Below are 25,662 nucleotides of genomic sequence, written 5' to 3' on the forward strand. Positions count from 1 at the left end.
CAGGTCTCGTGGGCTCGGAGATGTGTATAAGAGACAGCCATTAAATACCGAAATAATTTTTTCGCCTACAGCCATATCGTAGGTGCCCCATTCCGGTTGGAAAAGGATATTCCCATTAGCTTCCTTCACGGTACAATCTTCAAAGGCAATTAACAGGATCTTGTCTTTCTTGTTGATGACCTCTTTTACCTTACCATTTACGGTGATCCCACTTTGGAAAATTAATTCACCTGTTTCGCCAACTTTAATACCTATGGCTGTCAGGTCCTCAAAAGTATGGTCCTCGAGCGGTTTATCAATGTTCTTTAATTTGCCAACGGGCGAAGAGAAGCCGTCTTTATGATAATTTTTGCCATGTCCAGCTAACTCTTTTCCGTCAAAAGCCAATGCCGATTGTCCGGTGGTCTTAATAAAAGTTACTTCATCCTCTTTACTGATGCCCATATCGGTGAATATTCCGGTAACCTGTAAACCAGAGCTGTAAACTGCTGTGCTTGCATTTTTACATTCTATTGCCTTTAAGATACTTTCTGCACCACCACGTCTAAAGGCCATGGTATCGGCAAATTGTTCCAGTACATCGATCAAGTTTTGAAAAGTAGGCGTAACAAACAGCTGTGGTTGCTCTTTGGTGATGTCGTAAGAATAATTTACGGTATTGATGTCATACCAAATCTTCTTGATTTTCGGATCCATACAACTAGCACTCTCTCCAATGGAAGAAAGCAAGCCTGCACCATAAATTTTCGGATTTTCTAAAGTACCGATTAAACCATATTCTACGGTCCACCAATGTAAACGGCCTAGTAAAGCCATTTCAGAGGGTTCGCCCATATTTTCTGCAATATATTTGAGTTCCTTGTCGGCCTTGGCAATTTCTGCTTCATCAGCATTGGCAGCTTCCTTTAAGATGGATAATTTTCTAATGGCTTCATACAGTTCAAAATCCTTGCTTGAAAACATGGCCTTGGCTCCAATAGAGCCAAAATAACTTAAATAATTGTTATAGTCCGTATCGGCAATAATAGGCGCATGCCCAGCACTTTCATGAATAATATCTGGTGCGGGCGTATATTCGATATGATTGATCTGGCGGATGTCGGCTGCTATAACCAATACGCGGTAAGCCTGATATTCCATAAAAGCAGCAGGCGGAATAAAGCCATCGACCGTTACGGCACCCCAGCCAATCTTGCCCAAGTTGTCGTTCATGGTCTGCAGGTCGGGTATATACTCAATGCTCAGACCAGCTCTTTGTAAGCCTTTAATATATGGATAATAAGCTACATGCTTTAAATAACTATAGTTCTGGCGCATTACATAACGCCAAACCGCTTGGTCAATTGGCGTATATTTCTCATAGTTCTGCTCTACTATAAATTGCCTTAAATGTCTAGGCAATTTGGCTACCTGCTTGTTATTAAAGTCATTAAAATCGCTCATTTCTGATAGGCTTGTTCATATATGGCTAAATTAGCTGGTTTGGGGAAGTAATCCAAATAATGTCTATTAAATAACTATAATATGATATTTGTCATTTTTAGTTAAAAAATAGTATGTTGGCGTTTAACAGGGATATTTTATGCCATGATCTAAATCAAGTTTCAGGTCAAAAGTTTGAATGGTTTTTACCCTATGGTTCTAGAAACAACCATTAATCCTTTCTGCCAATTTTTTTTACACTGAAGGTAAAATAATGTTGGTAAAGATAGCTGAAAACAGCAATGAGTACTGAGACAATGAACCTAGATATGGTAGGGTAAATTTGTAAGATTTCTACAAAGAACTTGAGCAATACAAAGTTGAGCAGAATATTGATGAACTGTAGATTGATAAAACGGAACAATTGTGTACGGCCCTTAAGTTTGCTATGTGTAAATATGATGTATTTGTTCAGGATGAAACTTACTGGTATAACGATGGCAAAATCTACGGCAAGTGCAGCTGTTTCACGTTTAAGAGCAAAGAACCAGATGTCAATTTCTTCGCTATGGAACAAAAAGCGGTAGGCCAGGTAATAAACCAAATTGCCAAGAATGAACGTACTGCCACCGGTAGCTAAATATCGGAAGTTATGAAGGGAAATGAATTTTTTAAACGGAGGATGAAAAAAATCGATAATACCCAGAATTAAATTACGCATGTGGTGGAAGATTTGATGTGTTTTATTGCCTTATTCTTGGACGATTATCTTTTAGATTTATAGGTTAACTGGTTGTTGATCATCCTATTGTTGTATTGCTGGATAAAAGCTTTCAGTTTTTGTTCCATTTGTTGCTGTATGAAAGGCGCTTTGTTAATCAGGTTATTTGTATTTCGTCGATCTAGTTTTAGATTGTACAAAGAAATACTTTTTATCCCGTCATTTACCAATAAATAGTCCCCTTCGTATAAATTGTAGTTTCCATCGTTGTTGTTGACTACAAAATTATGGTTGTCGGCATTTAAGGCATCGAAACCAAAAGCAAAATAGGGCTGGTCATAGTTCAGGTAATTTAAAACGGTGGGCATGATGTCAATTTGTTGTATCAGTTTATTGCTTTTGCCCTTTAAGTTTCCACCAGGATAGTAAAATAAAATGGGAATGGAATAGTAGCCCTGTATGGTCTGGTAATCGGGAAGATAGGAAACAGTAGCATGATCGGCACAGAGTACAAACAAGGTGTTGTTGTACCATGGCATTTTCTTGGCACTATCGAAAAACTTTCTAATGGACATGTCGGTATAGCCCATAGGTTCCTGCACCTGCAACGGCCCTTTGGGAAATTTGCCCTGATATTTCTCGGGTACCTTAAAAGGGTGGTGTGAGGATACGGAAAAAAAGGCACTAAAAAATGGTTGCTTGAAGGTGTTGATGGTCTGTGCCATGTACTGCATAAAAGGCTCATCCCAAATGCCCCATATGCCATCAAAATCGGCATCGTTGTGGTATTCGTTTTTGCCATAATATTTTTTGATGCCCGCCAAATTGGTATAGGCAGAAAAACCCATCGATCCATTTGGTGCCCCATGAAAAAAGGCAGTTTCATAGCCCTTATCGCCAAGTAGTTTGGCTATACTGGTGGTCGTGTTACTCGAATATGACGACAGTACAAAAGGTTCTTTGATAGATGGAATACCGGATATGACAGAAGGAAGCGCATCTATGGATTTTCTGCCATTGGCATAGGTTTGGCCAGAAGTAAAACTCTGACCTACCAAGCTGTCAATAAAAGGGGTATACCCTTTATATTTTCCATTCAGCTGATCTTGGTTTAGGGCGCCAATATGTTCTTTACCAAGGCTCTCAATAATCAAGAATACTACATTTAACGGTTTAAAATTTCCTTTTGATGTTGGTATGTGTATAGGATTATAGATGGAATCCAACGTTTTTTCATCAAAGTATTGAACAGGTTTTAAAGTGGCTGCCTTTAATGTTTTCATGATACTAAAAGGGGTGTTCAACACTAAGCTCATATCGCCTGGAGCCTTTACAAAATCTCCTGCATTGCTGAGCGTAATGGGTCGTGTGCTGTGTCGCCAACCACCTCTAACACCTATAATGAAAAGAATACCGGTAATTAAAAGCGCCACGAATTGAACCAGGTATATTTTCCAGGTGAACCTTGGTGCTTTTTGGATTTTTACCTTGTCATAAAGTTTGGTAAAGGCTATAATAAAAAAGATAAAGATGATCAGGAGGTACCAATATTCAAGCAAAAAATCTGCCGACAGTTTCAGCTTGTTCTGTTCGTGGCTAAATTGTGAAAATACACTGCCCGTAGTCCTTTTTAAGGTGAATTTATAATAGGCAAAGTCAATAAAATTGGCTAAGAAACCAATGCTGTTGGTCACTATAAATAGCCACTTTGAAAACTTTTGGTATCCATTAAGGTATTTAAAAGGTAAGGGTAATGTTTGTAGTACAATATATAATGAATTGATATAAAGTATAGCTACGATATCAAATTTTAGGCCTCCTAAAAAGGTATAAGCTATCTCCGTCACGCTTAAGTGGGCAAACTGAGATTTATTGGTGAGGTAAAAACCAAAGCGACAAAAGGCATAGAGTATCAGCAACAGCAATAGCCGATACAATAAATTGAGATAGATGGAATTTGGTTGCTTAGGTCTTAGGCTCATTTAAGTTAGTTCCTGCACCATCGTTTTGCCCAGTTGAAATTTGTTAAGGGGAAACGATAGTGAATAAATAAGCCGCAAAAATAGTTAATAGTACAACGCCTTGCAATATGTTTGTTCTTCCAGATCCTAAAGAAAGCATAATGGTAAATTGTGACAGCAATAAGAGTACAGTTGATTTGGTGTCAATGCCAAGGGTTATGGTCATGCCCGTGATCATGGAAACGATGGCTACGGCAGGAATGGTGAGCCCAATACTGGCCAATGCCGAACCTAATGCTAAATTTAAACTGGTTTGCAATCTGTTTTTTCTGGCTGCCCGATAAGCTGCTAAGCCTTCTGGCAGGAGCACTACTGCTGCAATGATTACACCCACCAATGACTTTGGCGCGCCCGCATTAACGACTGCATTTTCAATATCCGGAGCTAATGCTTTTGATAGTAAAACGACAATACCCAAGCATACCAATAATAATAAAAGGCTCAATAATGCCACTTTTTTGCTCGGTGGATCAGCATGTACATCTTCATTGCCATCGTTGCTTGGAGGTAAAAAAAAGTCTCGATGCCTCACGGCCTGTACCAGAACAAAGGTACCGTATAAAATCAATGAAATGATCGCTACAAAAATCAGTTGGGCATCAGTATAATAAGGGCCTTCTATGCTTGTGGTGTAATTTGGTAAGATGAGCGTGAGTACTAAAATAGCAGTTAAAGCGACCAAAGCTGCTTTCACCCCATCTAAACTAAATACCTGTTGTTTGTACTTTACCCCTCCAACCAATAAACAAATGCCGATCATTCCGGTAAGGATGATCATTACTGCCGCAAATACGGTATCTCTGGCAAGTGCATCGGTTTCCGGACCGCCAGTTAACATCAATGAAACAATAAGGGCAACTTCTATGATGGTAATGGCCAAGGCTAAAATAAGTGTGCCGTAAGGTTCTCCTACACGATGGGCAACTACTTCAGCATGATGAACTGCCGCCAATACACTGCCGATCAATAATATCGCTAACAATAAGGTTTGAAAAAAGCCAAGATCATTAAGTGGGGCCAAATAGGCTAACCATGCAAGTATGGGGAGGGCGATGGTCCATAAAGGTAGGGGTAGTTTTTTTAACATCATGTTTTATTATTTGTTGGTTTTCAAGATATAGGTTTTTTTTGGGGTATACCTGTTCTCAATTATTTTTTTATGTAAATATTAAATTACGTTTAAGCAATGGTCGAGGTATTTTTATATTGTAACTTCGTATTAAACAAATAAAAAATGATCAAGTATTGTTTTACTTTATTATGCAGTGTTTTTACTTTTAGTGCTTTTGCACAGGTAGATACCTTGGCTTATAGGACGATAGCAAATGCTGTCCAAAAAAAATACGCAGCAGATAAAAGAGCCGTATATTTTAATGTACGTTTCAAAACAGACTCTGTTTTCGTAGAAAGTACAATAATTGAGGCAATTAATGCTTTTGAAAAGGCCTTTCCGGAAAAGGAAAAAGCAAGGTTGCATACTGTTCTGTTGCCAGGGCTCAGCCTAAAAGGACTAACTTATGGGGTAACTAATATTTCTGTTGGCAACAATAGAAGCCAGCCATTTCATGGCGCAGAGCTGATGACACAAACCCTATTGGGCACGCCTATCCAACTGCTCAAAAAACAGGGAGGATTTTATTTGGTCAAATCGCCAGATGGTTATTTGGCCTGGACAGATGCGGGTTCGGTTGCGCCAATGAATGAACATGATTTCAAAGAATGGCAGGTCGCAAAGAAAGTTGTTTTTATTCAAGACTACGGCCATGCTTTTTCTAGGCCAGAGGTGAATGCTGCTAGGATCTCTGATTTGGTGAATGGTAATATTTTAAAAGATTTGGGTGCCGAAGGCAACTTTATAAAGGTCTCTTTCCCCGATCGGCGTATAGCGTATGTCCCTAGAAATCAAGTAGCCGATTATACTGAATGGATAAAGCGGCCTAATCCAACAGCAGAGGCAATCTTGCAATCGGCAGAAACACTTATTGGAGTGCCATATTTATGGGGAGGTACTTCTATTAAAGGGGTAGATTGTAGTGGCTTTACTAAGACAGCTTACTTTTTAAATGGCATAATTATACCACGTGACGCCTCCCAACAGGCTTTGGTAGGAGAAAAATTAGAGGTTTTAGAGAATGATTCAATTAGTGTGGATAAATGCCTTAAAAATCTAAAGCCCGGCGATTTAATGTTCTTTTCTGCTGCCAAACGTAGAGGTGTTAGCAATGGCAGGGTGAGCCATACTGCAATTTATATGGGCAATGGTGAATTTATACAATCGGCAGGCATGGTGAAAATTAGCAGCATTTTACCTACGGCTATTAATTATGATGAATACCAGACCAAAACCTTGGTAGGCGCTAGACGCATTTTAACCCAGATTGGTAAGCCTGAAATTACCAGGATAGACCAACACGATTGGTATTGGCGTAAGAAATAATGAGTTTAAAGATTTATCATAATAGCCAATGCAGCAAAAGTAATGCGGCTTGGAGTGCACTAGAAAATCATCATATTGATTTTATCACGATTAACTATTTGGAAAATCCACCAAGTGTGGAGGAACTTAAAGAACTTATTCAGCAATTGGGCATCACGCCATTGGAGTTGGTTCGGGTTAACGAAACGATATTTAACGAAAAATATAGGGGAAAGAATTTGACAGATGAAGAGTTGATTGTTGCGATGCATGAAAATCCTATTTTAATACAAAGACCGATTATTGTAAAGGATGATAAAGCTGTAATTGCTAGGAGCGAAGAAGCAATTAGAAGTATTTTGTAATGCAAGTTTTGAAACAAAAATACTGGTAATGCATTAAAATAGCTGTTTAAAATAGATGTTGACCTGTAGCGAAGCGGAAAGCTACGGAGTAAATTTATTTCGGCGTCTGCATGCTATGAACGATATATATGTAGTTAAAAATCAACAAAATAATAATCGAACTGAGGTTCGTAAGTAAGGTCCGCATTTATTACTTAAATGCACCAAGTTTATAGGCTCGAAACTCAGAGAAAATAAAAGAGCCCCCGCATAATAAGGGCAGTTTCTTAGTATGCTAAAATGACAAAGTCGAATTAGTTACTAAATTGAACCTTAAACAATCCTTCTGTGATTGTAATTTTACTCTTATCTGATGAAGTCAATGAACCGCTAAATTTTCCTACAACGTAGCCACCATTTTCATACTTTACATCTAAAATTGTAAAATAACCACCATCTTCGTCTAATTTTGTTGAATACTCTTTGCCAGACTCATTTGTGTATTTTAATTCACTGTCACTATCTTTACCAAAGCCAACTATATTGAGACCTTTTACAATTCCTATAAAACTTCCTGGATAATAAAATGACAACTTTGGATTTTTATTATCTTTTGCACTAGCTTGTATAGATAAGGTGTTGTTTCCGTTGACTTGACCACGAAGAGCTGTTTGAAAGTCTAAATTTACAGCCTTGTTATCAACTTTCAACGAAAGATAGTAGGTAGTAGGAGTTGGAGTCGGATTTGGACCTTTTGGTATTACCAAGCTTACAGTGAAAGAGCCTTCTTTAAATATTTTTTCACTATCGTCCGACATATTCTTCGCCTTAAACTCAAAAGTGCCAGATATAGATTCGGCTGTGGCAGAAGTGATAACCACTTTTCCTTCTTCAGCAAGAAATGTTGTTTCTAGAGGTCGTAAGGCATCTAATGTAAATATCACGATGCTTTTGTTACCACTTAAGTCATAAGTTTTCTGACCAGTATAATCGTTTAGCATGATGCTAAGCCCCTCGGTAGTACCTTTTGATGCAACGATTTGCAATGCCTTTTTAGGCGCTACATCCATAATTACAGCAGTTACCGTCTTAAACTCTGTTAAAGTCCCATCAATTTTGACTTTCATAAAAGAGTCGGGTAGAATATTTATATGTTCGGTAGTTTTAGCACAAGAGATCGTGAAAAGGATAAGACAGCATATGCTTGTCTTTAAGAAAATGTTCCTCATTGAATTGTTAAGGGTTAAATGGATAAAATATTTGCATAAATAGCTAATTAATTGATGTTTGCCAAATAAATAAAGAAATAGTTGAATGGAAGAATAAGGTTCACAAAAAAGCCCCGAAATTTCGGGGCTGGTTTCTAATCTATTCATCTAGCTCAATAAGCCTCTCCAACTTACCTTGCTTTCAATGGTCCAGTGCAAGTCCTTAATTTCAATACGCTGTTGCTCCATGGTATCGCGATGGCGAATGGTAACCGTATTGTCTTCTAAGGTTTGGTGGTCAACTGTAATACAGAAAGGCGTACCAATGGCATCTTGGCGACGGTAGCGCTTGCCAATGGCATCTTTTTCCTCATATATACAGTTAAAATCAAATTTTAATTGATCCATAATTTCACGGGCTTTTTCTGGTAGCCCATCTTTTTTGGTCAATGGGAAAATAGCCGCTTTGATTGGTGCTAATGCCGGATGTAGGCGTAACAAGGTTCTGCTGTCCTGTTTCTCTGGCGTACTTAAATCTTCTTCCTCCAAGGCATTGATCAGGGTGAGCAGGAACATACGGTCCAGGCCTATCGACGTTTCGATCACATAAGGTACATAGTTGCCATAAGGCTTGCCATTTTCATCCAGGTCGTTATCAAAATACTGCATTTTCTTGCCAGAATATTCCTGGTGCTGCGATAAATCGAAGTCGGTACGACTGTGGATACCTTCTACTTCCTTAAAGCCAAATGGAAATTCGAACTCTATATCAGTAGCAGCATTGGCATAATGAGCTAATTTAACATGGTCGTGAAAACGGTACTTTTCAGGAGCTGTACCCAAGGCCCTGTGCCATTTTAAGCGGGCTTCCTTCCAGTATTCGAACCACTTCTCATCTTCGCCTGGGCGAACAAAAAACTGCATTTCCATTTGTTCAAACTCACGCATGCGCATAATGAACTGACGGGCAATTACTTCATTTCTAAAGGCTTTTCCAATTTGTGCTATACCGAAGGGAATTTTCATCCTACCTGTTTTCTGCACATTAAGGAAATTGACAAAAATACCTTGGGCCGTTTCGGGACGTAGATATACCACTTCGCTGCCATCGGCCATTGCACCAAATTGAGTGCTGAACATGAGGTTGAACTGACGCACATCGGTCCAATTTCTGGTTCCGCTAACCGGGCAGGCAATTTCATGTTCTTCTATTAAGGTCTTCAAGCGAGGTAGATCTTCGGCCTTTAAGGCCTCATCCATATCAGCCTGTAATTTTGCAGCTTTCTCTGTTTTGCCATCTTTTTCATATCTGGCAATTTTATCCTCCAATAATTGATCGGCACGGTAGCGTTTTTTGCTATCCTTGTTGTCAATCATCGGGTCGTTAAAACCATCCACGTGGCCACTGGCTTTCCATACCTTAGGGTGCATGAAAATGGCAGAATCAATTCCTACAATGTTTTCGTGCATTTGCACCATTGCCTTCCACCAGTAGGTTTTAAGGTTGTTCTTCAGCTCGACACCTAGTTGACCATAGTCGTAAACAGCACTTAAACCATCATATATTTCGCTGCTTTGGAAAACAAAACCATACTCCTTAGCGTGTGATATTACATTCTTGAAAATTTCGTCGTTATTTTTTTGAGCCATAGTGCGGCAAATATAATAAAAAGGAGGGCTTAAAGGTATAAGGCTTAAGGTTTTTTGAAATCAATTTTGGTGCTAATCGGCTGCTATAGCCCTGCACTTCGTTCTAAATCCTCGCCCTCATTACATTCGGTCTGTGGGTTTTCCACATCGTTCAGGTTTAGTTTAAAATGTTTCTGCACTAAACGCTAATCAATACGTTATTTCTGGCTCTCCATATTAATCATAGCCGAAATCTAACAGGGCCTTGTGTGTTGAAACTGTTTTTACAATTTTAGACATATTAACTTTTAGTCGCTAAATACAAACAATTAAGTGGAGGTAAAAACTTAATTTTGTAGTTCAAAGCAATCACGTGAAAAAAATAAGATTTCTATTAGTAGCCCTTGGCTTATCGGCTATTGCCTGTATAGCCCCCAGGCAACATCATTATATCAGTTTTAAAACTGCGAAAGCATTTCAAGACTTTTTGAATAGGAAAACAACGGCTTACCCTTTACTGAGTGCACATCGTGGAGGTCCAATGCCTGGTTTCCCAGAAAATGCCATCGAAACCTTTGAAAATGCAACTACTTATCAGCCTGTTATTATAGAGTTTGATGTATCGCTTAGCAAAGATTCGGTGTTGGTAATTATGCACGACGATAAGTTGGACAGAACAACAAGCGGAAGTGGTTTGATAGAAAGCCAGACCAATGCAGAACTACAAAAGCTTCGCCTTAAGGACAATGATGGCAAGCTCACCGAATTCAAAATCCCAACTTTGGAAGAAGTGCTGCGTTGGGGCAAAAATAAGGTGCTTTTTACCATCGATATCAAAAAGGGGGTGCCTTACGAAAAGATTATTGAAGCAGTACGTAAGACCAAATCGGAAACCAATTCCATTATCATTACCTACAATGCAAACCAAGCTGCAAAAGTACATGAATTAGCACCAGATCTAATGATTTCTGCCACTGTAAAAAGTGCGCAAGATTTGGAGCGTTTGAACCAGATGGGGGTGCCTGACCAAAAGATCATAGCTTTCGTGGGCATATCGGAACCCGATAAAAGTCTATATCAATATTTGCATGGAAAAGGCATAAGTACTATTTTGGGCACTATGGGGAATATAGATCATCGCGCAAAAGCCAATAAACATAAAGATATTTACGGCGATTTGATAGCCAATGGCGCAGATGTGCTGTCTACCGATGAGTTAGTGCTTGCCGGAACGCAATTGGATGCTTATCGGACAAAAAATCAATTGAAATTTAAAAACCTAAACCTTTCAGCAAATTGAGTGTAATTGTAAAATCGCTGGCCAAACATTATGGTGGGCAAAAAGCAGTAGATCAGATTAGCTTTACAGCACAACCAGGGCGAATACTAGGTTTTCTGGGGCCCAATGGTGCAGGCAAGTCGACCACAATGAAAATGTTGACCTGTTACTTGGCCCCGACAGCTGGTGAGGCAGAGATTTGCGGAAAAAGCATACTTACGCAGCCCATAGAGGTAAAAAAGCTGATTGGCTATTTGCCAGAAAATACACCTTTGTACATGGACATGTACGTGAGGGAGTTTTTAAGCTTTGTAGCACAGTCCTACGGACTTAAAAATACAGGCCAACAGGTGGAGGAAGTGATCAAACAGGTCGGGCTAACACAAGAACAACATAAAAAAATAGGCATGCTTTCCAAAGGGTACAAACAGCGGGTGGGCTTGGCGCAGGCCATTATACATCGTCCACAGGTGTTGATACTAGATGAACCTACCTCGGGTCTGGACCCTAACCAGCTAACGGATATAAGGGCATTGATAAAAAGTTTGGGAAAAGATAAGACCGTGATCATCTCTACCCATATTATGCAGGAAGTGGAAGCCATCTGCGATGATATTATCATCATCAACAAAGGCATTTTGGTAGCCAATTCCTCCATAGAAGCACTCAAAGAACAGCACCAATCTAAGTCGCTTGAAGCCATTTTTAAAACCTTAACCCTTAATTAATCGACCAAGCAAATGAAATTCAGATTCTTAACTTTAATCTTTGTCGTTCTTTTTTTCCCTTTTATCGCTGCGGCACAGCAGGTGCAGTTAGGCTTAGGGCCCGAAGTTAATTTTCCGACGGGAAATGCATCTAATGTCAGTGGTATTGGCTTTGGTGGTTTTTTAAAGGCAGAAATAGGCATTAGCCCTAAATATGCCATTACGGCTAGTGGCAGTATCAATACTTTTATTGGTAAAAAATATTTTGGCAACAGGTTGGAAAATGTGAATGCATTGCCTACCAAACTCGGATTTAAATATTACACTACACCAGAATTTTATGTAGAAGGGCAGTTAGGTGCCGCTTTTCGGTTTGGCAATACCTCTAATACTTCATTGGTATGGTCGCCCGGTATTGGCACCTGTTTTAGAACGGGTAGTGGAGAGAACAAGATCGATGTAGGGCTAAGGTACGAAGCATGGACCAATACCAGCTATGGATCAGTTTCCACTTTAAAGACCACAAGTTTTGGATTTATGGGGTTAAAAGTAGGCTATAATTTCAATTTATAGATAAGATTTACTTTTTTTAGGAATAAAAATAATTTATTGACATACAGATTGTTTAGGTTTTTGTTTTTGCTTTTTGTCGTTTTTTTGTAACAATTGGCTAGATTATTGTGTCTACTGTTCCAATTATTTATCAATACACAAATTAAATTACTTAAACAGTATGAAAAAATTATTATTATCATTAGCACTTATTGGAGGTTTAGGCTTCGCTGCAAATGCACAAACAGAAGGTGCTGTTAGAAAACTTAGCGTAGGTGCTGAATTTGGTTTCCCAACCGGAGATGGATCTAAAGACAACTTGATCGTTGGAGGTTCATTACAGTACGAGCATCCAGTGGCGAAATCATTTAACATTACAGGATCTGCTGGATATTTATCTAATATCATTACAGGTGATAGTAAAAAGCTTTTAGAAGCATTTGGTCAAAAGACTAGTTATGGATATATTCCGGTAAAAGCAGGTGGTAAATATTATTTTGGTGGTAACTTTTACGGAGCTGCAGAATTGGGTGCCACTTTTGCTACAGCATCTGGTCAAGGGACAGCATTTACATATGCTCCTGGCTTAGGTGCGTCATTCTCTCTTGCTGATAAATCTAGCTTAGATTTTGGCGTTCGTTATGAGACTTGGTCCAAAGATGGAAGTTCTTCGTTTGTGGGCTTGAGATTAGCCTATGCGTTTGGTCTATAGTTAAATGAAATAATTTCAACAAAGCCCTAATTTTTTTAAAAAAATTAGGGCTTTGTTGTGACTAAATTTTTAGTTTTGAAAAATTGATTAACAAATAAAAACAAAATGAAAAAAACTCTTCTATTATTAACGCTGGCAGCAGGCTTAAATTTTGCTGTAAACGCTCAAGACAAACCGGTAACTTTTGGAGTTAGGGCTGGTGTTGCATTCCCTAATTTAAGTTTTTCTGCTTTAGGCACCTCTGTTAGTCTTGATGCAAAAACTACTTTTTATGTAGGTGGGGTTGCTGATATTAAAGTATCAGATATGTTTTCGGTGCAGCCTGGTTTAACTTTTATGAGTAAGGGTACTAAATCTGGTGCAGCATTCAGTGGAGAAGAAGGATCTGCAATAGATGGTTCTATCAATATATCTTACTTGGAACTACCAGTTAATTTAATTGCTAATTTTAATACTGGTACTGGTAAGTTTTTTGTTGGGGCAGGGCCATATGCAGCTTATGCGTTATCAGGAAACGGTAAAGCGGGTGGTGTTAAAGAAGATATGCCATTTGGTTCTAATGATGGCGAGTTTAAAAGAATGGACTTTGGTCTTAATTTCTTGGCTGGCTATCAATTAACTAATGGTCTAAACATCCATGCAGGTTATGGTCTAGGCTTGGGCAAAATTTTAAATGATAAAAGCTCAGGAATTAACTTAGCTACTAAAAATAAAGTTTTTAGCGTAGGCTTAGGTTTTATGTTCTAGGATTAGAAACCAATATAAATTTGGCCCCGGCAATTTTGCCGGGGCTTTTTTGTTTTAACAGATATTGTATAACTTCGTCAATCCTATACAAGCGCATGTTAGCAGTATTTAAAAGAGAGTTATTCAGTTTCCTTAATTCATTAATGGCCTATATTACCATTGGTATTTTTCTGTTGGCCTGTGGTTTAATGTTTTGGTTCTTTCCCGACACTTCCATTCTTGAGTATGGTTATGCTGAAATGGATGGCTTCTTTAGCTTGGTGCCTTACTTGTTTATGTTTCTCCTTTCTGCCATTACCATGCGCTCTTTTGCAGAGGAAAGAAAAGAAGGCACCTACGTACTGTTGGCTACCCGGCCATTAACAGATTGGCAGATCATCTTGGCCAAATACTTGGCCTGTATAGTGCTCATGCTTTTTTCCTTATTGCCTACATTGGTCTATTATTATAGCATAGCACAGCTTGGTTTGCCAAAAAATAATATAGATACCGGAGCAGTTATAGGTTCTTATATCGGTCTTTTTCTTTTAGGTAGTACCTTTGCGGCCATAGGTATTTTCGCTTCCTCCCTTACCAATAATCAGATCATTGCGTTTGCTGTTTCGCTGTTTTTATGTTTCTTTAGTTACAGTGGTTTCGATTCTATAAGTAGGATTGGCGCTTTTCAATCTGTGGAAATGACACTTGTTGACCTGGGTATTTCAGTACATTACCAATCTATAAGTAGGGGAGTGCTGGATACCAGGGACGCCATTTATTTTATCACTTTCGTAGGTCTGTTCCTAGGGCTTACCAAACTCACAGTAGGAGGTAGAAAATGGTAAAGAAACCGATAATAACAAAGGTATTGATATATTTAAGCGTATTGGTGCTATTGAATGTAATTGCACAATATGTTTACGTACGTATAGATTTTACCAAAGAGAAACGTTTTACACTCACCCAAAAGACTAAAGCACTTTTGCAGCATAATCAGCACGAGATTGTAGTGACCGTTTTCTTGGATGGAGAAATGCCATCGGCTTTTAAACGTTTGCGCAATGCGACCAAAGACTTATTGGCAGATTATAAAGCCTATTCAAAAGCCAATATAAAGGTGCTGTTTGTAGATCCGATAACAGGCTTGACCCTTAGCGAACAGGACACGGTGATTAACCAGTTATATGAGATGGGCATCAAACCCACAAACATCAACATCAAAAGTGATGCTGGATTTACCGAAAAATTGGTCTTTCCCATGGCGCTCATTGAAAGTAATGGCCGACAGATGCCCGTAAAGTTATTGCAGAATTTAGGAGGAGAAGCTAGTAACTACGACCAAAACATCAATAATTCGATCAAGAACTTAGAGTATATCTTTACTTCTTCCATTAAAAAGGTGATTTCGGGATATAATCCGCGTATTGGCTTCACAGAAGGAAATGGCGAACCGACCAATCCCTATCTTTATGACGCCATTTCTTCCTTGTCTGATAGCTATGTAGTAGGTCGGGTAAACTTAGATTCGATAACTAGAGAAGGGCTGGATAGCTTGAAGATGATGTTGATTGTCAAACCTTTAAAAGCATTTACGGAAGTGCAAAAGTACAAGCTCAATTATTTTGTGCTGAAGGGAGGCAAATTGGTATGGTCAATTGATCAGGTGAGGATGGATTTGGATAGTTTGCGTAGTGGCAGGTCGTTTATGGCCCTAAACAATAACCTGAATTTAGACGACATGCTGTTTGAATATGGTGCACGTATCAACTATAACCTTATTGCCGATGTGAATTGTGCCGAAATTCCGGTAGCTACGCAGGGAGGGCCAAAGGGAGATATTCAGATGGCACCTTGGTTGTACTATCCTATTTTGTTGCCAGATACCAGTAACAGTGTAGTTAAAAACATAGATCACATTCGTAGCGAATTTGCCAGTACGGTCGATACCGTAGGGGCAAGGAACATCCAGAAGCATGTGATCTTGACCACCTCGCCCTATAACAAGGTTTACAATGCGCCAAAAATGTTCAATTTGAGAATGATAGAGGAGCAGCCTACACCCAAAGAATTTACCGGCGGGCCTAAAGCTGCGGGGGTACTTCTCGAAGGAAGCTTTAAATCGGTTTTTTTGAACAGGCCCGTTCCAGAAGGAATAGTAGAGAAGTATGACGTTCCCGATCAGGGCAAGCCTACAAAGATGATTGTGCTTGGAGATGGCGATATTTTTAAAAATCAGGTAAGTGCTACTGATGGTTCGCCATTCTCTTTGGGATTTGATCGCTATACGCAACAAAATTATGGCAATAAAGCCCTACTGTTAAACATTGCCGACTACTTTACCAATGAAGATAACCTAATTGCCTTGCGAAATAAGGAAATAACCGTTAGATTGCTCGATAAGACCCTGGTAAGGACTGAAAAAACAAAATGGCAGCTGATTAATACCGTGATGCCCATTCTGTTGTTAATATGTTTTGCAATTTTTCAACATTATTATCGCAAATATAAGTATGCAAAGTAATTTTTATACTTTTGACTTTATACAACACAAGCTATGAGATTTATAGTATCCACATCAACATTATTAAAACATTTACAAACAGTTAATGGAGCTTCGAGCAGCAGTACGGTTTTACCAATTTTAGAGAACTTTCTATTTGAGATCAAAGACGGTAACCTGACCATCTCTGCTACTGATTTGCAAACCAGTATGACTACCTCTTTGGCAGTAGAGTCTAAAGAAGAAGGTAAGGTTGCTGTTCCGTCCAGAATATTGCTAGATACCTTAAAAACATTGCCAGATCAACCCATCACCTTTCATATAGACGATAACACCTTTGCTATAGAAATTAGTGCTGGAGACGGAAAATATAAATTGAGTGGTGAAAATGGTGAGGATTTTCCTAAGATTCCTGTTGTAGATAATGCTTCGTCTGTTAATTTACCTGCTTCTGTTTTAAGCGAAGCAATTACCAAGACCATCTTTGCGGTAAGCAATGATGAACTTCGCCCAGCAATGACCGGAGTGTATTGTCAACTATCTCCTCAGAATATCACTTTTGTGGCCACAGATGCACATAAATTGGTGCGTTATAGAAGAAATGACAGCAAAGCAGATAAAGCTTCGGCATTTATTTTGCCTAAGAAAGCATTAACATTATTGAAAGCAGCATTACCTAACAATGACGTGAATGTTTCGGTAGACTATAATGCCACCAGTGCTTTTTTCAAATTCGAAAACATCAATCTGATCTGTCGCCTGATCGATGAGCGTTATCCCGACTATGAGGCCGTAATCCCTGCAAATAATTCTAATAAATTGGTGCTTGATAGAGCGCTTTTCTTAAATACCCTACGTAGGGTGGTTATCTTTGCCAATAAGACCACACACCAGGTACGTCTGAAAATCAGCGGAAGCGAACTTAATATTTCATCAGAAGACCTAGATTTTGCCAATGAGGCTCATGAGCGTTTAAGTTGTCAATATGATGGCGAAGATTTGGAAATAGGATTTAATGCCCGTTTCTTGATCGAAATGTTGAATAACCTAAGTGGTGAAGAGGTAACTTTGGAGCTTTCTACCCCAAACAGGGCAGGTCTGCTTATTCCGCAAACCAATGATGAGAATGAAGATGTGCTGATGCTCGTAATGCCGGTTATGCTAAATAATAGCTACTAATCTTAGTATTTTTTTATATAGAAATAAGAATATGGCTTGGTTTTTGACCAAGCCATATTTGTTTATATCCAAATTAAGCTAATCTGTATGGGAAATGTTACTAAAGGGCTATTTAAGCAAGTTATATTTGTTTTTATAGTGTCTGTTTTATTACTAATGTGTCTGTTTTCCTGTAAAAAACACAATCCAGATCCAGAAGTTAGACCAGCTGGGGAAGCAAAAATCAGATTAATCAATGCAGCACCCAATTCTCCGTCGTTAGACTTTCAGATAGATCGGAATAAGATCAACCCAAACCCATTGGTTTTTGGAGAGCAGACAGATTATATCAAAATTAATGCGGGAGCAAAAGAAGTTGCCTTTGTCCATGAAAATGAAGATAAAGCATTGGGTTCCTTTAATTATGTTTCTACATTGTCCTATACCTCGTTCTATACAGAGGATAGAAATGGAATTGGAGAAGTTTTAACTTTGGAAGACGATTTAGGGGCGGTGCCCGCTGGAAAGGTAAAGGTAAGATTTGTTAATACAAGCCCATATTTTTCTGCAAATGCCAACGTATTTTTAGATAGCGAGGAATTGTTGTATGGTGGGTTGGCCTATAAAAATATATCCTCCTCCTTTCTCATCAATGAAGGTTTGGATTTGAGGGTTTCGGTGGCTGGCACCATACGGACCATTTCGGCAGATGAACTACAGACAGGTAAGATTTATGTATTTTGGATTAGCGGTTCTGCAAACTCCAACTGGATGCTCAATAAAATATCTTATAATTAAGTCAAATTAATAAATAGCTATTTTTTTAACCACGATATTTTCTATTTTAGCAGAAAAAAAATACATTGGAAATACTAGAATTACTGCTGAAGCTACTTACAGATACGAAAGAAACCTTGGTCACAATTATTCAAAATTATAGGACCTGGACATATCTTATTTTATTCATCATTATTTTTGCAGAAACTGGTTTTGTAGTTACGCCTTTTCTTCCGGGCGACTCCATGTTGTTTGCGGTGGGTGCGTTAATTGCGGGGGGAGACACAGGATTGAATATCTGGTTTATGTGTTTAATATTAACAGGCGCAGGTATCTTGGGCAATACGGTCAATTATCGCCTGGGAAGGTATTTTGGGATAAAGGTATTCAAGGAAGAAAATAAAATCCTGAAACTAAAATATTATCATCAATCTCACGAATATTTCGAAAAACATGGCTCAAAGGCAGTTGTTTTTAGTAGGTTTCTTCCAATTTTTAGAACTATTGCACCTTTTGTGGCGGGAGCGGCTAGCATGTCGTTCGGTAAATTCACTTTGTATAATATTGTAGGTGGTTTCGCTTGGATTTTTAGCTTATCCTTCGCTGGTTATTTATTGGGTAAAATTCCTTTTGTAGAAAGAAATTTCGAGGTCATTATTGTAATTATAGCCATAGGTACATTCGCTCCCGTTATCCTTGCCGGAATTAGGTCTTTGTTAAAGAAAAAAGAAAACACAGGGGAAAACAAGACCATCTCTTAAAATTCCCTGCCGATAATCTTTCCTTCCTGGTATTTTTTGTCTGTATCCGCTGCTTTTTGCTTGTCTTCTATGGTAACTTCCACCTTTATAAGGTTCCTAAGGTCGGGCTGTCCGGCGTCTACCCATGCCGAGTACCAATAAGAGCCTACTTTAAGAATGGATGAGCGCATCTGCTTTTCTACCATTCCCATCATCATGTCCTGATAGGCTTTGCTGTAGGCAACAGAATATTGCTTCATTACATTCTTTCCGCGTTGCGAAAAATCATATTTCTGATCTGAGGGAAAGGAAGCATTAAGTTTGGCTTCGAATTTTAAAACGGTATCGACCAAAGTATGGGAGTGTTTTACAATTTTCCAGGCCTCTTTTAAAGGGTTTTCGATATAACTTGCCTTTCCGACCAATAAATTGTAATCTTTGGCAAATAGTTCGGGGATACGGCTTTCCCAAAAGCCATGTATGCCTGCCTGATTGGTCAATTGTCCATTGTGGTTATTTGTGGTGTGTAAGGGGACGTGCGCATCTGCAATATAGTGGCCAAGATCGGCAGAATATTTTAAGATCCTTAACGAGTCGCGCTCCTTAAATGCCCTTACCAGATTGTTGTACGTTCGTTGGATTTGCCAAGGCACCATGCCGTCCTTTCTTAATTTTTCTGCACCGTATTTTTTAACGGCATCGTCCCATTTTTCGGGGATACTGTCGATATGATTTTCATAATTTTCAACGTCCAGGTAATGTCTGGGTGCCTCGGCCGTATCTGCATAACGCCTCTTGTCGGGGTCGATGGCATGCTCCGTGATGTATTTATGATTGCTTTTATAAAAGCCTACCATTTCTTCAGGCAGGGTGAAAATAGCCAACTGATTAATTCTCTTATGTGCAAAGAAACCCCAAGAGGAACAAAGGATAACGATAGAGAGTAAAGTAATTGGAAGGAATATCTTTTTCATTAAAATGGATTTGTACAAATTGGAAAACATAGCTTAAAAATAAGCAAAATAGATGAATATCCGAGCGCTATTGCCACAAAGCGGCAATAGCTATGATTTAATGAGCTTTTTGGTAACGTGGTATTGCCCTGAAAGAGAACTGATCTTATAGATATATATGCCCGGAGGGAGTAGGCTTAAATCTAGTTTGATGACATGTTTGCCGGTATTTAGGTATTCATTTAGCACGGTTTGCACAAGTTTTCCCTGGAGATTATATATTTTCATCTCTATTTTGTCTGATTCTGGCATCACAATATCTATAGAAGCATAAGCATGCATGGGGTTTGGATAGTTCTGTGATACCGTGAACTGCAAGAATCTTTCGGCTATAATCCTGTTGATGGTGTCGAAAATAATAAAGCTGATTAACCTGTTGCCCCTCGCATTGGGATGTACGACATCTTGATAGAGTGAGAAATCACGCCTAAATACGGCATTGATGTCTGCCAAATATACTTTGTACTCCAAGACTAGTTTCCTGTAGAGGTTATTGATAAGCCGTACCTGATTATTGACCCTTTTAAGGCGCTCGTCGTTCCTGTCGTCAAAAAACTGTATGGTGCAAATAACCGGAACAAGGTTTTGGTTTAAGGAGGCCACGATCATTTTTCTCATGTTTTCTTCCGTAGCCAAAATTTTAAGCTTGCCAGCTTCTATTTGGACAGCATCGTTGGCACCTGCTAAAATAACAATAAAACCGGTTTTACCGTAAATGGCATTGTCTAATCTTAATAAGCATTTTTCGGTAGTTTCGCCAGACACCCCATATTTCTGGACGTTTATAGTTTTGCCTGTATAACAGTTGGTGAAATGTTGGGTAAGATAAGATTGGAAGTCTGTACCACCAACCCCTTCCACGGTACTGGCCCCAAAAGTGATCACGTTTACGCTATCCTTTGAATAATACTTTGCAGATTCCGGACAACTGGCTCCTGTGATCTGGGCCACTGCATGATAGGAAATTCCCGAAAATAAAAAATAGAAAAGCGCAGCTGTTATTAACCTCATTATTGTTTATTAAGAGCGCAAGGATAAAATTTTGTGTACAAAGATATATAATATTAGAATTGATATGTAACGAAATTGTAGAAATTAAATTATCCTCATCATATCAATTTCGCTCATTTCAAAATACCTATATTTGTTCAAAATATAAATCTTATGCAAGAAATTAAGAAATATGTAGAGGAGAATAAGCAACGTTTCTTAGATGAACTTTTTGAATTGTTGCGTTTTCCTTCTGTGAGTGCTGATCCAAAATATAAGGGCGATGTACTGAAAACAGCGGCATTTGTTGCGCAAAAGCTTAAAGATGCGGGAGCTGATCAAGTAGAAATCTGTGAGACGGCAGGTTATCCGATTGTTTATGGTGAAAAGATAATAGATGCAAATTTACCTACGGTTTTAATTTACGGACATTATGACGTGCAGCCGGCAGATCCGCTAGAACTGTGGAAAACTCCGCCATTTGAGCCTACCGTTCGTGACGGTAAGATTTATGCCCGTGGTGCCTGTGATGATAAGGGACAATTTTATATGCATGTTAAGGCCTTTGAACTGATGATGCAGACCAATACCTTGGCCTGTAATGTGAAGTTTATGATTGAAGGGGAAGAAGAGGTGGGTTCGGCCAATCTGGGACTTTTCGTAAAAGCAAATACTGAACGTTTGAAAGCAGATGTGGTATTGATTTCTGATACTTCTATGATCAGCATGGATAATCCTTCTATTGAAACAGGTTTGAGAGGTTTGGCCTATATGGAAGTAGAGGTGCTAGGACCTAATAGAGATCTGCATTCAGGCGTTTATGGAGGAGCGGTGGCTAATCCGGCAACTATTCTTTGCCAAATGATAGCCTCCCTACACGATGAAAATAATCATATTACCATTCCTGAGTTTTATGACAAGGTGGTAGAGTTGAGTGATGCCGAAAAACAGGCACTCAATTCGGCGCCTTTTGATTTGGAAGCCTATAAGAAAGACTTGGATATCAATTCTGAATGGGGTGAAAAAGGTTACTCTACTTTAGAACGTACCGGTACAAGGCCTACTTTGGAAGTGAATGGTATCTGGAGTGGCTATATTGGAGAAGGAGCGAAAACAGTATTGCCAAGTAAGGCAAATGCTAAGATTTCCATGCGTTTGGTACCTCATCAGAATTCCGACGAAATCAGCGAAATTTTTGCAAGGCATTTTGAACGTATTGCGCCAGAAGGAGTGAAGGTTAAGGTTACGCCTCATCACGGAGGTGAGCCGGTAGTTACACCAACGGATAGTGTGGCTTATCAGGCTGCAGAAAAAGCAATAGAAGATAGTTTTGGTAAAAAGCCAATTCCAACACGTGGAGGTGGAAGTATTCCCATTGTGGCTTTGTTTGAAAATGTGCTGGGAATTAAATCTGTATTGTTTGGGTTTGGTCTAGATAGCGATGCCCTGCATTCACCAAACGAAAAATATGATATCTACAATTACTATAAAGGCATAGAGACACTTCCTTTGTTCCATAAGTACTTTGCAGCGCTTAATAAAAAATAGATAAAGGTTAATTTCTTTTGTTCTAAAGCCCTTCTGTTAAAATCGGAAGGGCTTTTTTGCTAAAAGACGCTGAAATAAATTCAGCACGACGTTGAGTTTAGGTTTTACGCCTATAATAGGGTTTCCAAAGAAATAATAATCGAATTCGGGTTATAAGCGCATTTGTGTTATCTCATAGAAACCACCAAATCCTTTGGCCGGTTCATGGTCTCGCTATAGATGGTGCCAAATCTATCTGTGACCCTAATTTCAATGGGCGACGTTGGGCTGGCAGCCTTGGCCTTAAACAAGTGTGTAGAGTTGGTGGTCACAAAATCCTCTGTAGGGTCGGATCCGGCATTCAGCCGTAGGGCTTCATAGGAGATGATGTGAAGCGGATCAAGTGCTCTTACCCTGGTTACGGTTAATGGGGAACCATTTTCCAGTATTTCAACTTTCCACTTTTTATCGAAACCCCACACGTTCACTAAGATCTCGTTATTGTTGTTTGGGGTGGCATAGCCACTGGTGTAGGGTAGTAATTTAGCTTCGGTAGTATTTGGTGCATACTTGGCTGCAGTAATGTGTACTTTATTTAAGTCGTATGCCCTGAACTGATAATTTTCTTCATAACCAATGGATTTGTAGAGCCATTGATAGTTTCTGTTGTTGAACTTCCATATACCATATCCTCCCGGAGCGCCATCCTTACAGATGTGGTTTCCGGCGTAGCCATTTTTCCCTGTCCACCACCAGGTAGCGCAAATGGCACCAGAATTATGTTCCATCAAGCTCGTATTGTTTTCGTAGGCATAGCAAACATGCGTGTGGCCGGTAATTACATTGACGTCCGTAAAGCCATTAAGCGTGTTGATAAATTCGGTAGAGTTGTTAAGGCGTAGGGTGGCTGTTTCATTTTGTCCGCTCAAGGTTGGGCTGTTGTTCAGTTGGATGTGCATGGCAATGACAATAGGTGTAGATTTATCTGCAATGGTGGCCAGGTCTTTTTTGAGCCATTCAATTTGATCTGCTATAATTACACCATTATAATTTCTGTCACCAAGCACTCCCTGTGCGCCCTTGTCATTAATATATTGAATATTGTCCAATACAATGTAATGTACTTTTCCAACATTGAATGAATAGTATGTAGGGCCAAGTGTTGCCCTAAAGCTGCTTTCTGCCTGCCAGTCTGCGTTTACGAATGGGTCGTTATCATGATTTCCCATCGTGTGGAAAACCGGAACGTTTATCGTTTTCATTAAATCTAAATACTGGCCAAAGCGATAATTGTTCTCGTACCAATAAGCATCCCATGTCATGTCGCCCAGGGTAAGTGCATATACTTTATAGCCTTCGTTTTTGTATTTGGTAATTGTTTTGCCGGCATCTGTTAAAAAGCCATTTTGAAACTGGGTGATGTCATTATTCCTGTTGGCCAGGTGCATATCGCCCAGTGCAAGTATAACGTGCTTGTCGTTGTTAACGGCTTTAAGTTCAAAGTCTACTGTCTCTACAGTATTGGCATTTGAGGTAAAGCTTTTGTAAAATACAGGTAATATGGTATTGCCGGTGTCAACTTCATAGCCACTGGGTATTGAAATGAAAACAAAATTTTTATTCTTTTTAGATGGTAGATAGTAAATCCCATTTTGGTCTGTTTTGGTTACTTCTACGCCATCCGACACTACGACGTTGGCCAATCCCGTTCCTGCGGCATAAACTGTTCCCTTAATGGTCATGCCCAATACATCGGGTATGTTGTTGAAGGGGACTTCAATGGTGCTGGAACCCAAAAGCAGGCTTTGGTTGCCTCTGGTTACTGTAATTTTATAGCTGTTTGCAATGAAGTTGGTGGGTATAGTAAAAATACAGCTATTGGTAGTTACAGATTTTATGTCTATCGTGAAATTCTTTGTGGCGTCTGTTAATGAGGTGAAGATCAATTTGTCGCCCATGGCAAAACCTTCGCCTTGAAAAGAAAAATCGGTACTAACTGTAAAGATAAGCTTACTGGGAATGGAGAAGTTGGTTATTTTTAGGCTGTTGTTATTGCCGGTAGGTGGTGTTGGTGTGGGGAGCGGTGCCTCGGCAGTTTTCTTGCATCCAAAAACAGTTAAGCTAATTCCTGTGACGGTGCTGGCGATGATGAAATCGCGTCTAGAAATAATCTTCTTGCTGCGCTTTTCTTTTCTTCATTTTAGTTTTTATTTGATTTGGGTCATGGGTGTATTGCTTAAGCTAAAGTAATAAATTAAAATATTTTTAAGGTTTTTGTGTTGTTTTTTATTTCTTTTTTATGCTTTATTGTTTCTTTATGATTTTTTTTATTTGTTTTTAAATAATTTATTAATGCTTAGTTAACCTTGAGTTTGTAATTTTGCCCTTATTTATATTGGTTTTAAATCGAGGGATATATTGATGTAGGTGTTGATTTTTACCCTTTTTATTCAATTAAGACTAAATTAAGTTTGTTTTTTTTGAAATTTTTTATCGGCTTGGTTGATTGCTTTGGATTGTTTCTTTTTTGGTCTTTTTCTTTTCTGTAGTAATAAAAGTGTTTTTATAAAAATTAAATTTTATTAAATTAAATTTTATTTAATTTCACTTTTTCGTTTATTTGAATAACTAAATATGGATCAAACCAATTTTTGAAGTCGTAATAAATGCATATGACAACCGCTATTGCGGCGGAACTGATATCTCCCTTTTGATGATAAAGACATGGGCAGGTGTAGGCGGTTGAGGGATAAAAAATTGGATGCAGTGTATTCGTCGCCGTTAAAAAGAGCTTATGATACTGCAAAAATTGCTTTTGGTAACCATTTGGTAACAACCGATGCATGTTTAATTGAAATAGATTTTGCTAATTGGGAAGTAAAAAGACGAGAAGAATTTGTGGCCGAAAATCCATTGTTGTGGGCAAAGTGGTCAGATGATCTGGCAACTGCGCAGGCAGGGGGTAATGGCGAAAATGCAATGCAGGTTGTAGAAGAGTAGGGCGTTTTTTTTTCGAAATGTTGGGCAAACATAATGGAGGGTATCCTGCTTTTAGTTGGCCATAATGAAATTAATAGGTTTTATATGGCCCATAAATTAGGGATGACCCTTAAAAATTATAGAAAAATAGTACAGCAAAACTCATCGCTAACTTTTTTTCAATTAGGCGAAAATGAAGAGTTTACCTTAGAAAAATTAAATACCACAATATAGTAGACCA

The 25,662-nt window shown here is 38.9% G+C and carries 23 protein-coding genes and 1 pseudogene; 15 read left to right on the forward strand and 9 right to left on the reverse strand.

Annotated features, from left to right (window positions below; all coding sequences use genetic code 11):
• The 4 genes from JHD79_RS12040 to JHD79_RS12055 all read right to left on the reverse strand — a co-directional run.
• The coding region (locus JHD79_RS12040) for an aromatic amino acid hydroxylase (RefSeq protein ID WP_199119489.1) at positions 1-1,443 on the reverse strand (1,443 nt) is incomplete at its 3' end.
• A 211-nt stretch (positions 1,444-1,654) separates the two neighbouring features.
• Positions 1,655-2,143, reverse strand: coding sequence for a GtrA family protein (locus JHD79_RS12045; protein ID WP_199119490.1), 489 nt, complete (start codon positions 2,141-2,143; stop codon positions 1,655-1,657).
• A 44-nt stretch (positions 2,144-2,187) separates the two neighbouring features.
• Positions 2,188-4,125 (reverse strand): LTA synthase family protein, encoded by a 1,938-nt coding sequence (locus JHD79_RS12050; RefSeq protein ID WP_199119491.1) that lies wholly within the window; start codon positions 4,123-4,125, stop codon positions 2,188-2,190.
• Positions 4,126-4,168: 43 nt separating this feature from the next.
• Positions 4,169-5,254 (reverse strand): calcium:proton antiporter, encoded by a 1,086-nt coding sequence (locus tag JHD79_RS12055; RefSeq protein ID WP_233164667.1) that lies wholly within the window; start codon positions 5,252-5,254, stop codon positions 4,169-4,171.
• Between the two features lie 144 nt (positions 5,255-5,398).
• Between JHD79_RS12055 and JHD79_RS12060 the strand changes: the two genes are divergently transcribed.
• Together JHD79_RS12060 and JHD79_RS12065 are read left to right on the forward strand one after the other, a co-directional pair.
• A complete protein-coding gene (locus JHD79_RS12060; RefSeq protein WP_199119492.1) occupies positions 5,399-6,601 on the forward strand; it encodes an SH3 domain-containing C40 family peptidase in 1,203 nt (400 codons plus the stop codon).
• The gene (locus tag JHD79_RS12065; RefSeq protein WP_199119493.1) at positions 6,601-6,945 is read left to right on the forward strand and encodes an arsenate reductase family protein; all 345 of its coding nucleotides are present in this window, start codon (positions 6,601-6,603) and stop codon (positions 6,943-6,945) included. The genes JHD79_RS12060 and JHD79_RS12065 overlap by 1 nt, the downstream gene beginning before the upstream one ends.
• 293 nt (positions 6,946-7,238) lie before the next feature.
• Here the strand turns inward: JHD79_RS12065 and JHD79_RS12070 are convergent, their stop codons facing one another.
• Both JHD79_RS12070 and JHD79_RS12075 read right to left on the reverse strand, forming a co-directional pair.
• The gene (locus JHD79_RS12070) at positions 7,239-8,051 is read right to left on the reverse strand and encodes a DUF6252 family protein (protein ID WP_199119494.1); all 813 of its coding nucleotides are present in this window, start codon (positions 8,049-8,051) and stop codon (positions 7,239-7,241) included.
• Between the two features lie 249 nt (positions 8,052-8,300).
• Positions 8,301-9,782, reverse strand: a complete 1,482-nt coding sequence (locus tag JHD79_RS12075; protein WP_199119495.1) for a glycine--tRNA ligase — start codon at positions 9,780-9,782, stop codon at positions 8,301-8,303.
• Positions 9,783-10,134: 352 nt separating this feature from the next.
• Between JHD79_RS12075 and JHD79_RS12080 the strand changes: the two genes are divergently transcribed.
• From JHD79_RS12080 to JHD79_RS12125, 10 genes are all read left to right on the forward strand, one after another.
• Positions 10,135-11,061 carry a glycerophosphodiester phosphodiesterase family protein gene (locus JHD79_RS12080; RefSeq protein WP_370583330.1) on the forward strand — a complete coding sequence of 309 codons (927 nt, stop codon included), beginning with the start codon at positions 10,135-10,137 and terminating at the stop codon, positions 11,059-11,061.
• Positions 11,058-11,768, forward strand: a complete 711-nt coding sequence (locus tag JHD79_RS12085) for an ATP-binding cassette domain-containing protein (RefSeq protein ID WP_199119496.1) — start codon at positions 11,058-11,060, stop codon at positions 11,766-11,768. Before JHD79_RS12080 ends, JHD79_RS12085 begins: the two co-directional genes overlap by 4 nt.
• A 12-nt stretch (positions 11,769-11,780) precedes the next feature.
• Entirely contained in the window at positions 11,781-12,320 is a 540-nt protein-coding gene (locus tag JHD79_RS12090; protein WP_199119497.1) for a hypothetical protein, read from the forward strand.
• A 160-nt stretch (positions 12,321-12,480) separates the two neighbouring features.
• A complete protein-coding gene (locus tag JHD79_RS12095; protein WP_199119498.1) occupies positions 12,481-13,011 on the forward strand; it encodes an outer membrane beta-barrel protein in 531 nt (176 codons plus the stop codon).
• A gap of 105 nt (positions 13,012-13,116) precedes the next feature.
• Positions 13,117-13,758: a porin family protein gene (locus tag JHD79_RS12100; protein ID WP_199119499.1), complete on the forward strand. Its 642-nt coding sequence runs from the start codon at positions 13,117-13,119 to the stop codon at positions 13,756-13,758.
• 95 nt (positions 13,759-13,853) lie between these two features.
• Positions 13,854-14,582 carry a gliding motility-associated ABC transporter permease subunit GldF gene (gene gldF, locus JHD79_RS12105; protein ID WP_199119500.1) on the forward strand — a complete coding sequence of 243 codons (729 nt, stop codon included), beginning with the start codon at positions 13,854-13,856 and terminating at the stop codon, positions 14,580-14,582.
• A 23-nt stretch (positions 14,583-14,605) separates the two neighbouring features.
• Positions 14,606-16,258 carry a gliding motility-associated ABC transporter substrate-binding protein GldG gene (gene gldG / locus JHD79_RS12110; RefSeq protein ID WP_233164668.1) on the forward strand — a complete coding sequence of 551 codons (1,653 nt, stop codon included), beginning with the start codon at positions 14,606-14,608 and terminating at the stop codon, positions 16,256-16,258.
• A 33-nt stretch (positions 16,259-16,291) separates the two neighbouring features.
• The gene (dnaN, locus tag JHD79_RS12115; protein WP_199119502.1) at positions 16,292-17,416 is read left to right on the forward strand and encodes a DNA polymerase III subunit beta; all 1,125 of its coding nucleotides are present in this window, start codon (positions 16,292-16,294) and stop codon (positions 17,414-17,416) included.
• A 138-nt stretch (positions 17,417-17,554) separates the two neighbouring features.
• Complete coding sequence (locus JHD79_RS12120; protein ID WP_370583331.1) at positions 17,555-18,193, forward strand: DUF4397 domain-containing protein; 639 nt, start codon at positions 17,555-17,557, stop codon at positions 18,191-18,193.
• 65 nt (positions 18,194-18,258) lie between these two features.
• Positions 18,259-18,933, forward strand: coding sequence for a VTT domain-containing protein (locus JHD79_RS12125; protein WP_233164669.1), 675 nt, complete (start codon positions 18,259-18,261; stop codon positions 18,931-18,933).
• On the opposite strand, the gene JHD79_RS12130 is transcribed toward JHD79_RS12125, so the two are convergent.
• Positions 18,930-19,886: a zinc dependent phospholipase C family protein gene (locus tag JHD79_RS12130; RefSeq protein ID WP_199119504.1), complete on the reverse strand. Its 957-nt coding sequence runs from the start codon at positions 19,884-19,886 to the stop codon at positions 18,930-18,932. The genes JHD79_RS12125 and JHD79_RS12130 overlap by 4 nt on opposite strands.
• 90 nt (positions 19,887-19,976) lie before the next feature.
• Entirely contained in the window at positions 19,977-20,936 is a 960-nt protein-coding gene (locus JHD79_RS12135; RefSeq protein ID WP_199119505.1) for an SGNH/GDSL hydrolase family protein, read from the reverse strand.
• Positions 20,937-21,089: 153 nt separating this feature from the next.
• Here JHD79_RS12135 and JHD79_RS12140 point away from each other — a divergent pair, with 153 nt between their 5' ends.
• On the forward strand, positions 21,090-22,463 hold the full coding sequence (locus JHD79_RS12140) for a dipeptidase (protein ID WP_199119506.1): 1,374 nt from the start codon (positions 21,090-21,092) through the stop codon (positions 22,461-22,463).
• Between the two features lie 167 nt (positions 22,464-22,630).
• Here the strand turns inward: JHD79_RS12140 and JHD79_RS12145 are convergent, their stop codons facing one another.
• Entirely contained in the window at positions 22,631-24,400 is a 1,770-nt protein-coding gene (locus JHD79_RS12145; protein ID WP_233164670.1) for a calcineurin-like phosphoesterase family protein, read from the reverse strand.
• A 61-nt stretch (positions 24,401-24,461) separates the two neighbouring features.
• On the opposite strand from JHD79_RS12145, the gene JHD79_RS22780 reads away from it, so the two are divergent.
• Positions 24,462-24,692: a hypothetical protein gene (locus tag JHD79_RS22780; protein WP_233164671.1), complete on the forward strand. Its 231-nt coding sequence runs from the start codon at positions 24,462-24,464 to the stop codon at positions 24,690-24,692.
• A gap of 474 nt (positions 24,693-25,166) precedes the next feature.
• A pseudogene (locus tag JHD79_RS12150) lies at positions 25,167-25,655 on the forward strand (histidine phosphatase family protein).
• Positions 25,656-25,662: the final 7 nt, after the last annotated feature.

Origin of the sequence: Pedobacter sp. ASV28 (genome assembly GCF_016428855.1) — a bacterium.
GTDB lineage: Bacteria > Bacteroidota > Bacteroidia > Sphingobacteriales > Sphingobacteriaceae > Pedobacter.

Excerpts from the sequence above, each read along its gene's own strand:
- dnaN (WP_199119502.1), top strand. The coding sequence starts at position 16,292 with ATGAGATTTATAGTATCCACATCAACATTATTAAAACATTTACAAACA.
- JHD79_RS12065 (WP_199119493.1), top strand. The coding sequence starts at position 6,601 with ATGAGTTTAAAGATTTATCATAATAGCCAATGCAGCAAAAGTAATGCG.
- JHD79_RS12055 (WP_233164667.1), bottom strand. The coding sequence starts at position 5,254 with ATGATGTTAAAAAAACTACCCCTACCTTTATGGACCATCGCCCTCCCC.
- JHD79_RS12095 (WP_199119498.1), top strand. The coding sequence starts at position 12,481 with ATGAAAAAATTATTATTATCATTAGCACTTATTGGAGGTTTAGGCTTC.
- JHD79_RS12100 (WP_199119499.1), top strand. The coding sequence starts at position 13,117 with ATGAAAAAAACTCTTCTATTATTAACGCTGGCAGCAGGCTTAAATTTT.
- JHD79_RS12130 (WP_199119504.1), bottom strand. The coding sequence starts at position 19,886 with ATGAAAAAGATATTCCTTCCAATTACTTTACTCTCTATCGTTATCCTT.
- JHD79_RS12135 (WP_199119505.1), bottom strand. The coding sequence starts at position 20,936 with ATGAGGTTAATAACAGCTGCGCTTTTCTATTTTTTATTTTCGGGAATT.
- JHD79_RS12140 (WP_199119506.1), top strand. The coding sequence starts at position 21,090 with ATGCAAGAAATTAAGAAATATGTAGAGGAGAATAAGCAACGTTTCTTA.
- JHD79_RS12050 (WP_199119491.1), bottom strand. The coding sequence starts at position 4,125 with ATGAGCCTAAGACCTAAGCAACCAAATTCCATCTATCTCAATTTATTG.
- JHD79_RS12070 (WP_199119494.1), bottom strand. The coding sequence starts at position 8,051 with ATGAAAGTCAAAATTGATGGGACTTTAACAGAGTTTAAGACGGTAACT.
- JHD79_RS22780 (WP_233164671.1), top strand. The coding sequence starts at position 24,462 with ATGGAGAAGTTGGTTATTTTTAGGCTGTTGTTATTGCCGGTAGGTGGT.
- JHD79_RS12060 (WP_199119492.1), top strand. The coding sequence starts at position 5,399 with ATGATCAAGTATTGTTTTACTTTATTATGCAGTGTTTTTACTTTTAGT.
- JHD79_RS12075 (WP_199119495.1), bottom strand. The coding sequence starts at position 9,782 with ATGGCTCAAAAAAATAACGACGAAATTTTCAAGAATGTAATATCACAC.
- gldF (WP_199119500.1), top strand. The coding sequence starts at position 13,854 with ATGTTAGCAGTATTTAAAAGAGAGTTATTCAGTTTCCTTAATTCATTA.
- JHD79_RS12045 (WP_199119490.1), bottom strand. The coding sequence starts at position 2,143 with ATGCGTAATTTAATTCTGGGTATTATCGATTTTTTTCATCCTCCGTTT.
- JHD79_RS12090 (WP_199119497.1), top strand. The coding sequence starts at position 11,781 with ATGAAATTCAGATTCTTAACTTTAATCTTTGTCGTTCTTTTTTTCCCT.
- JHD79_RS12145 (WP_233164670.1), bottom strand. The coding sequence starts at position 24,400 with ATGGGCGACAAATTGATCTTCACCTCATTAACAGACGCCACAAAGAAT.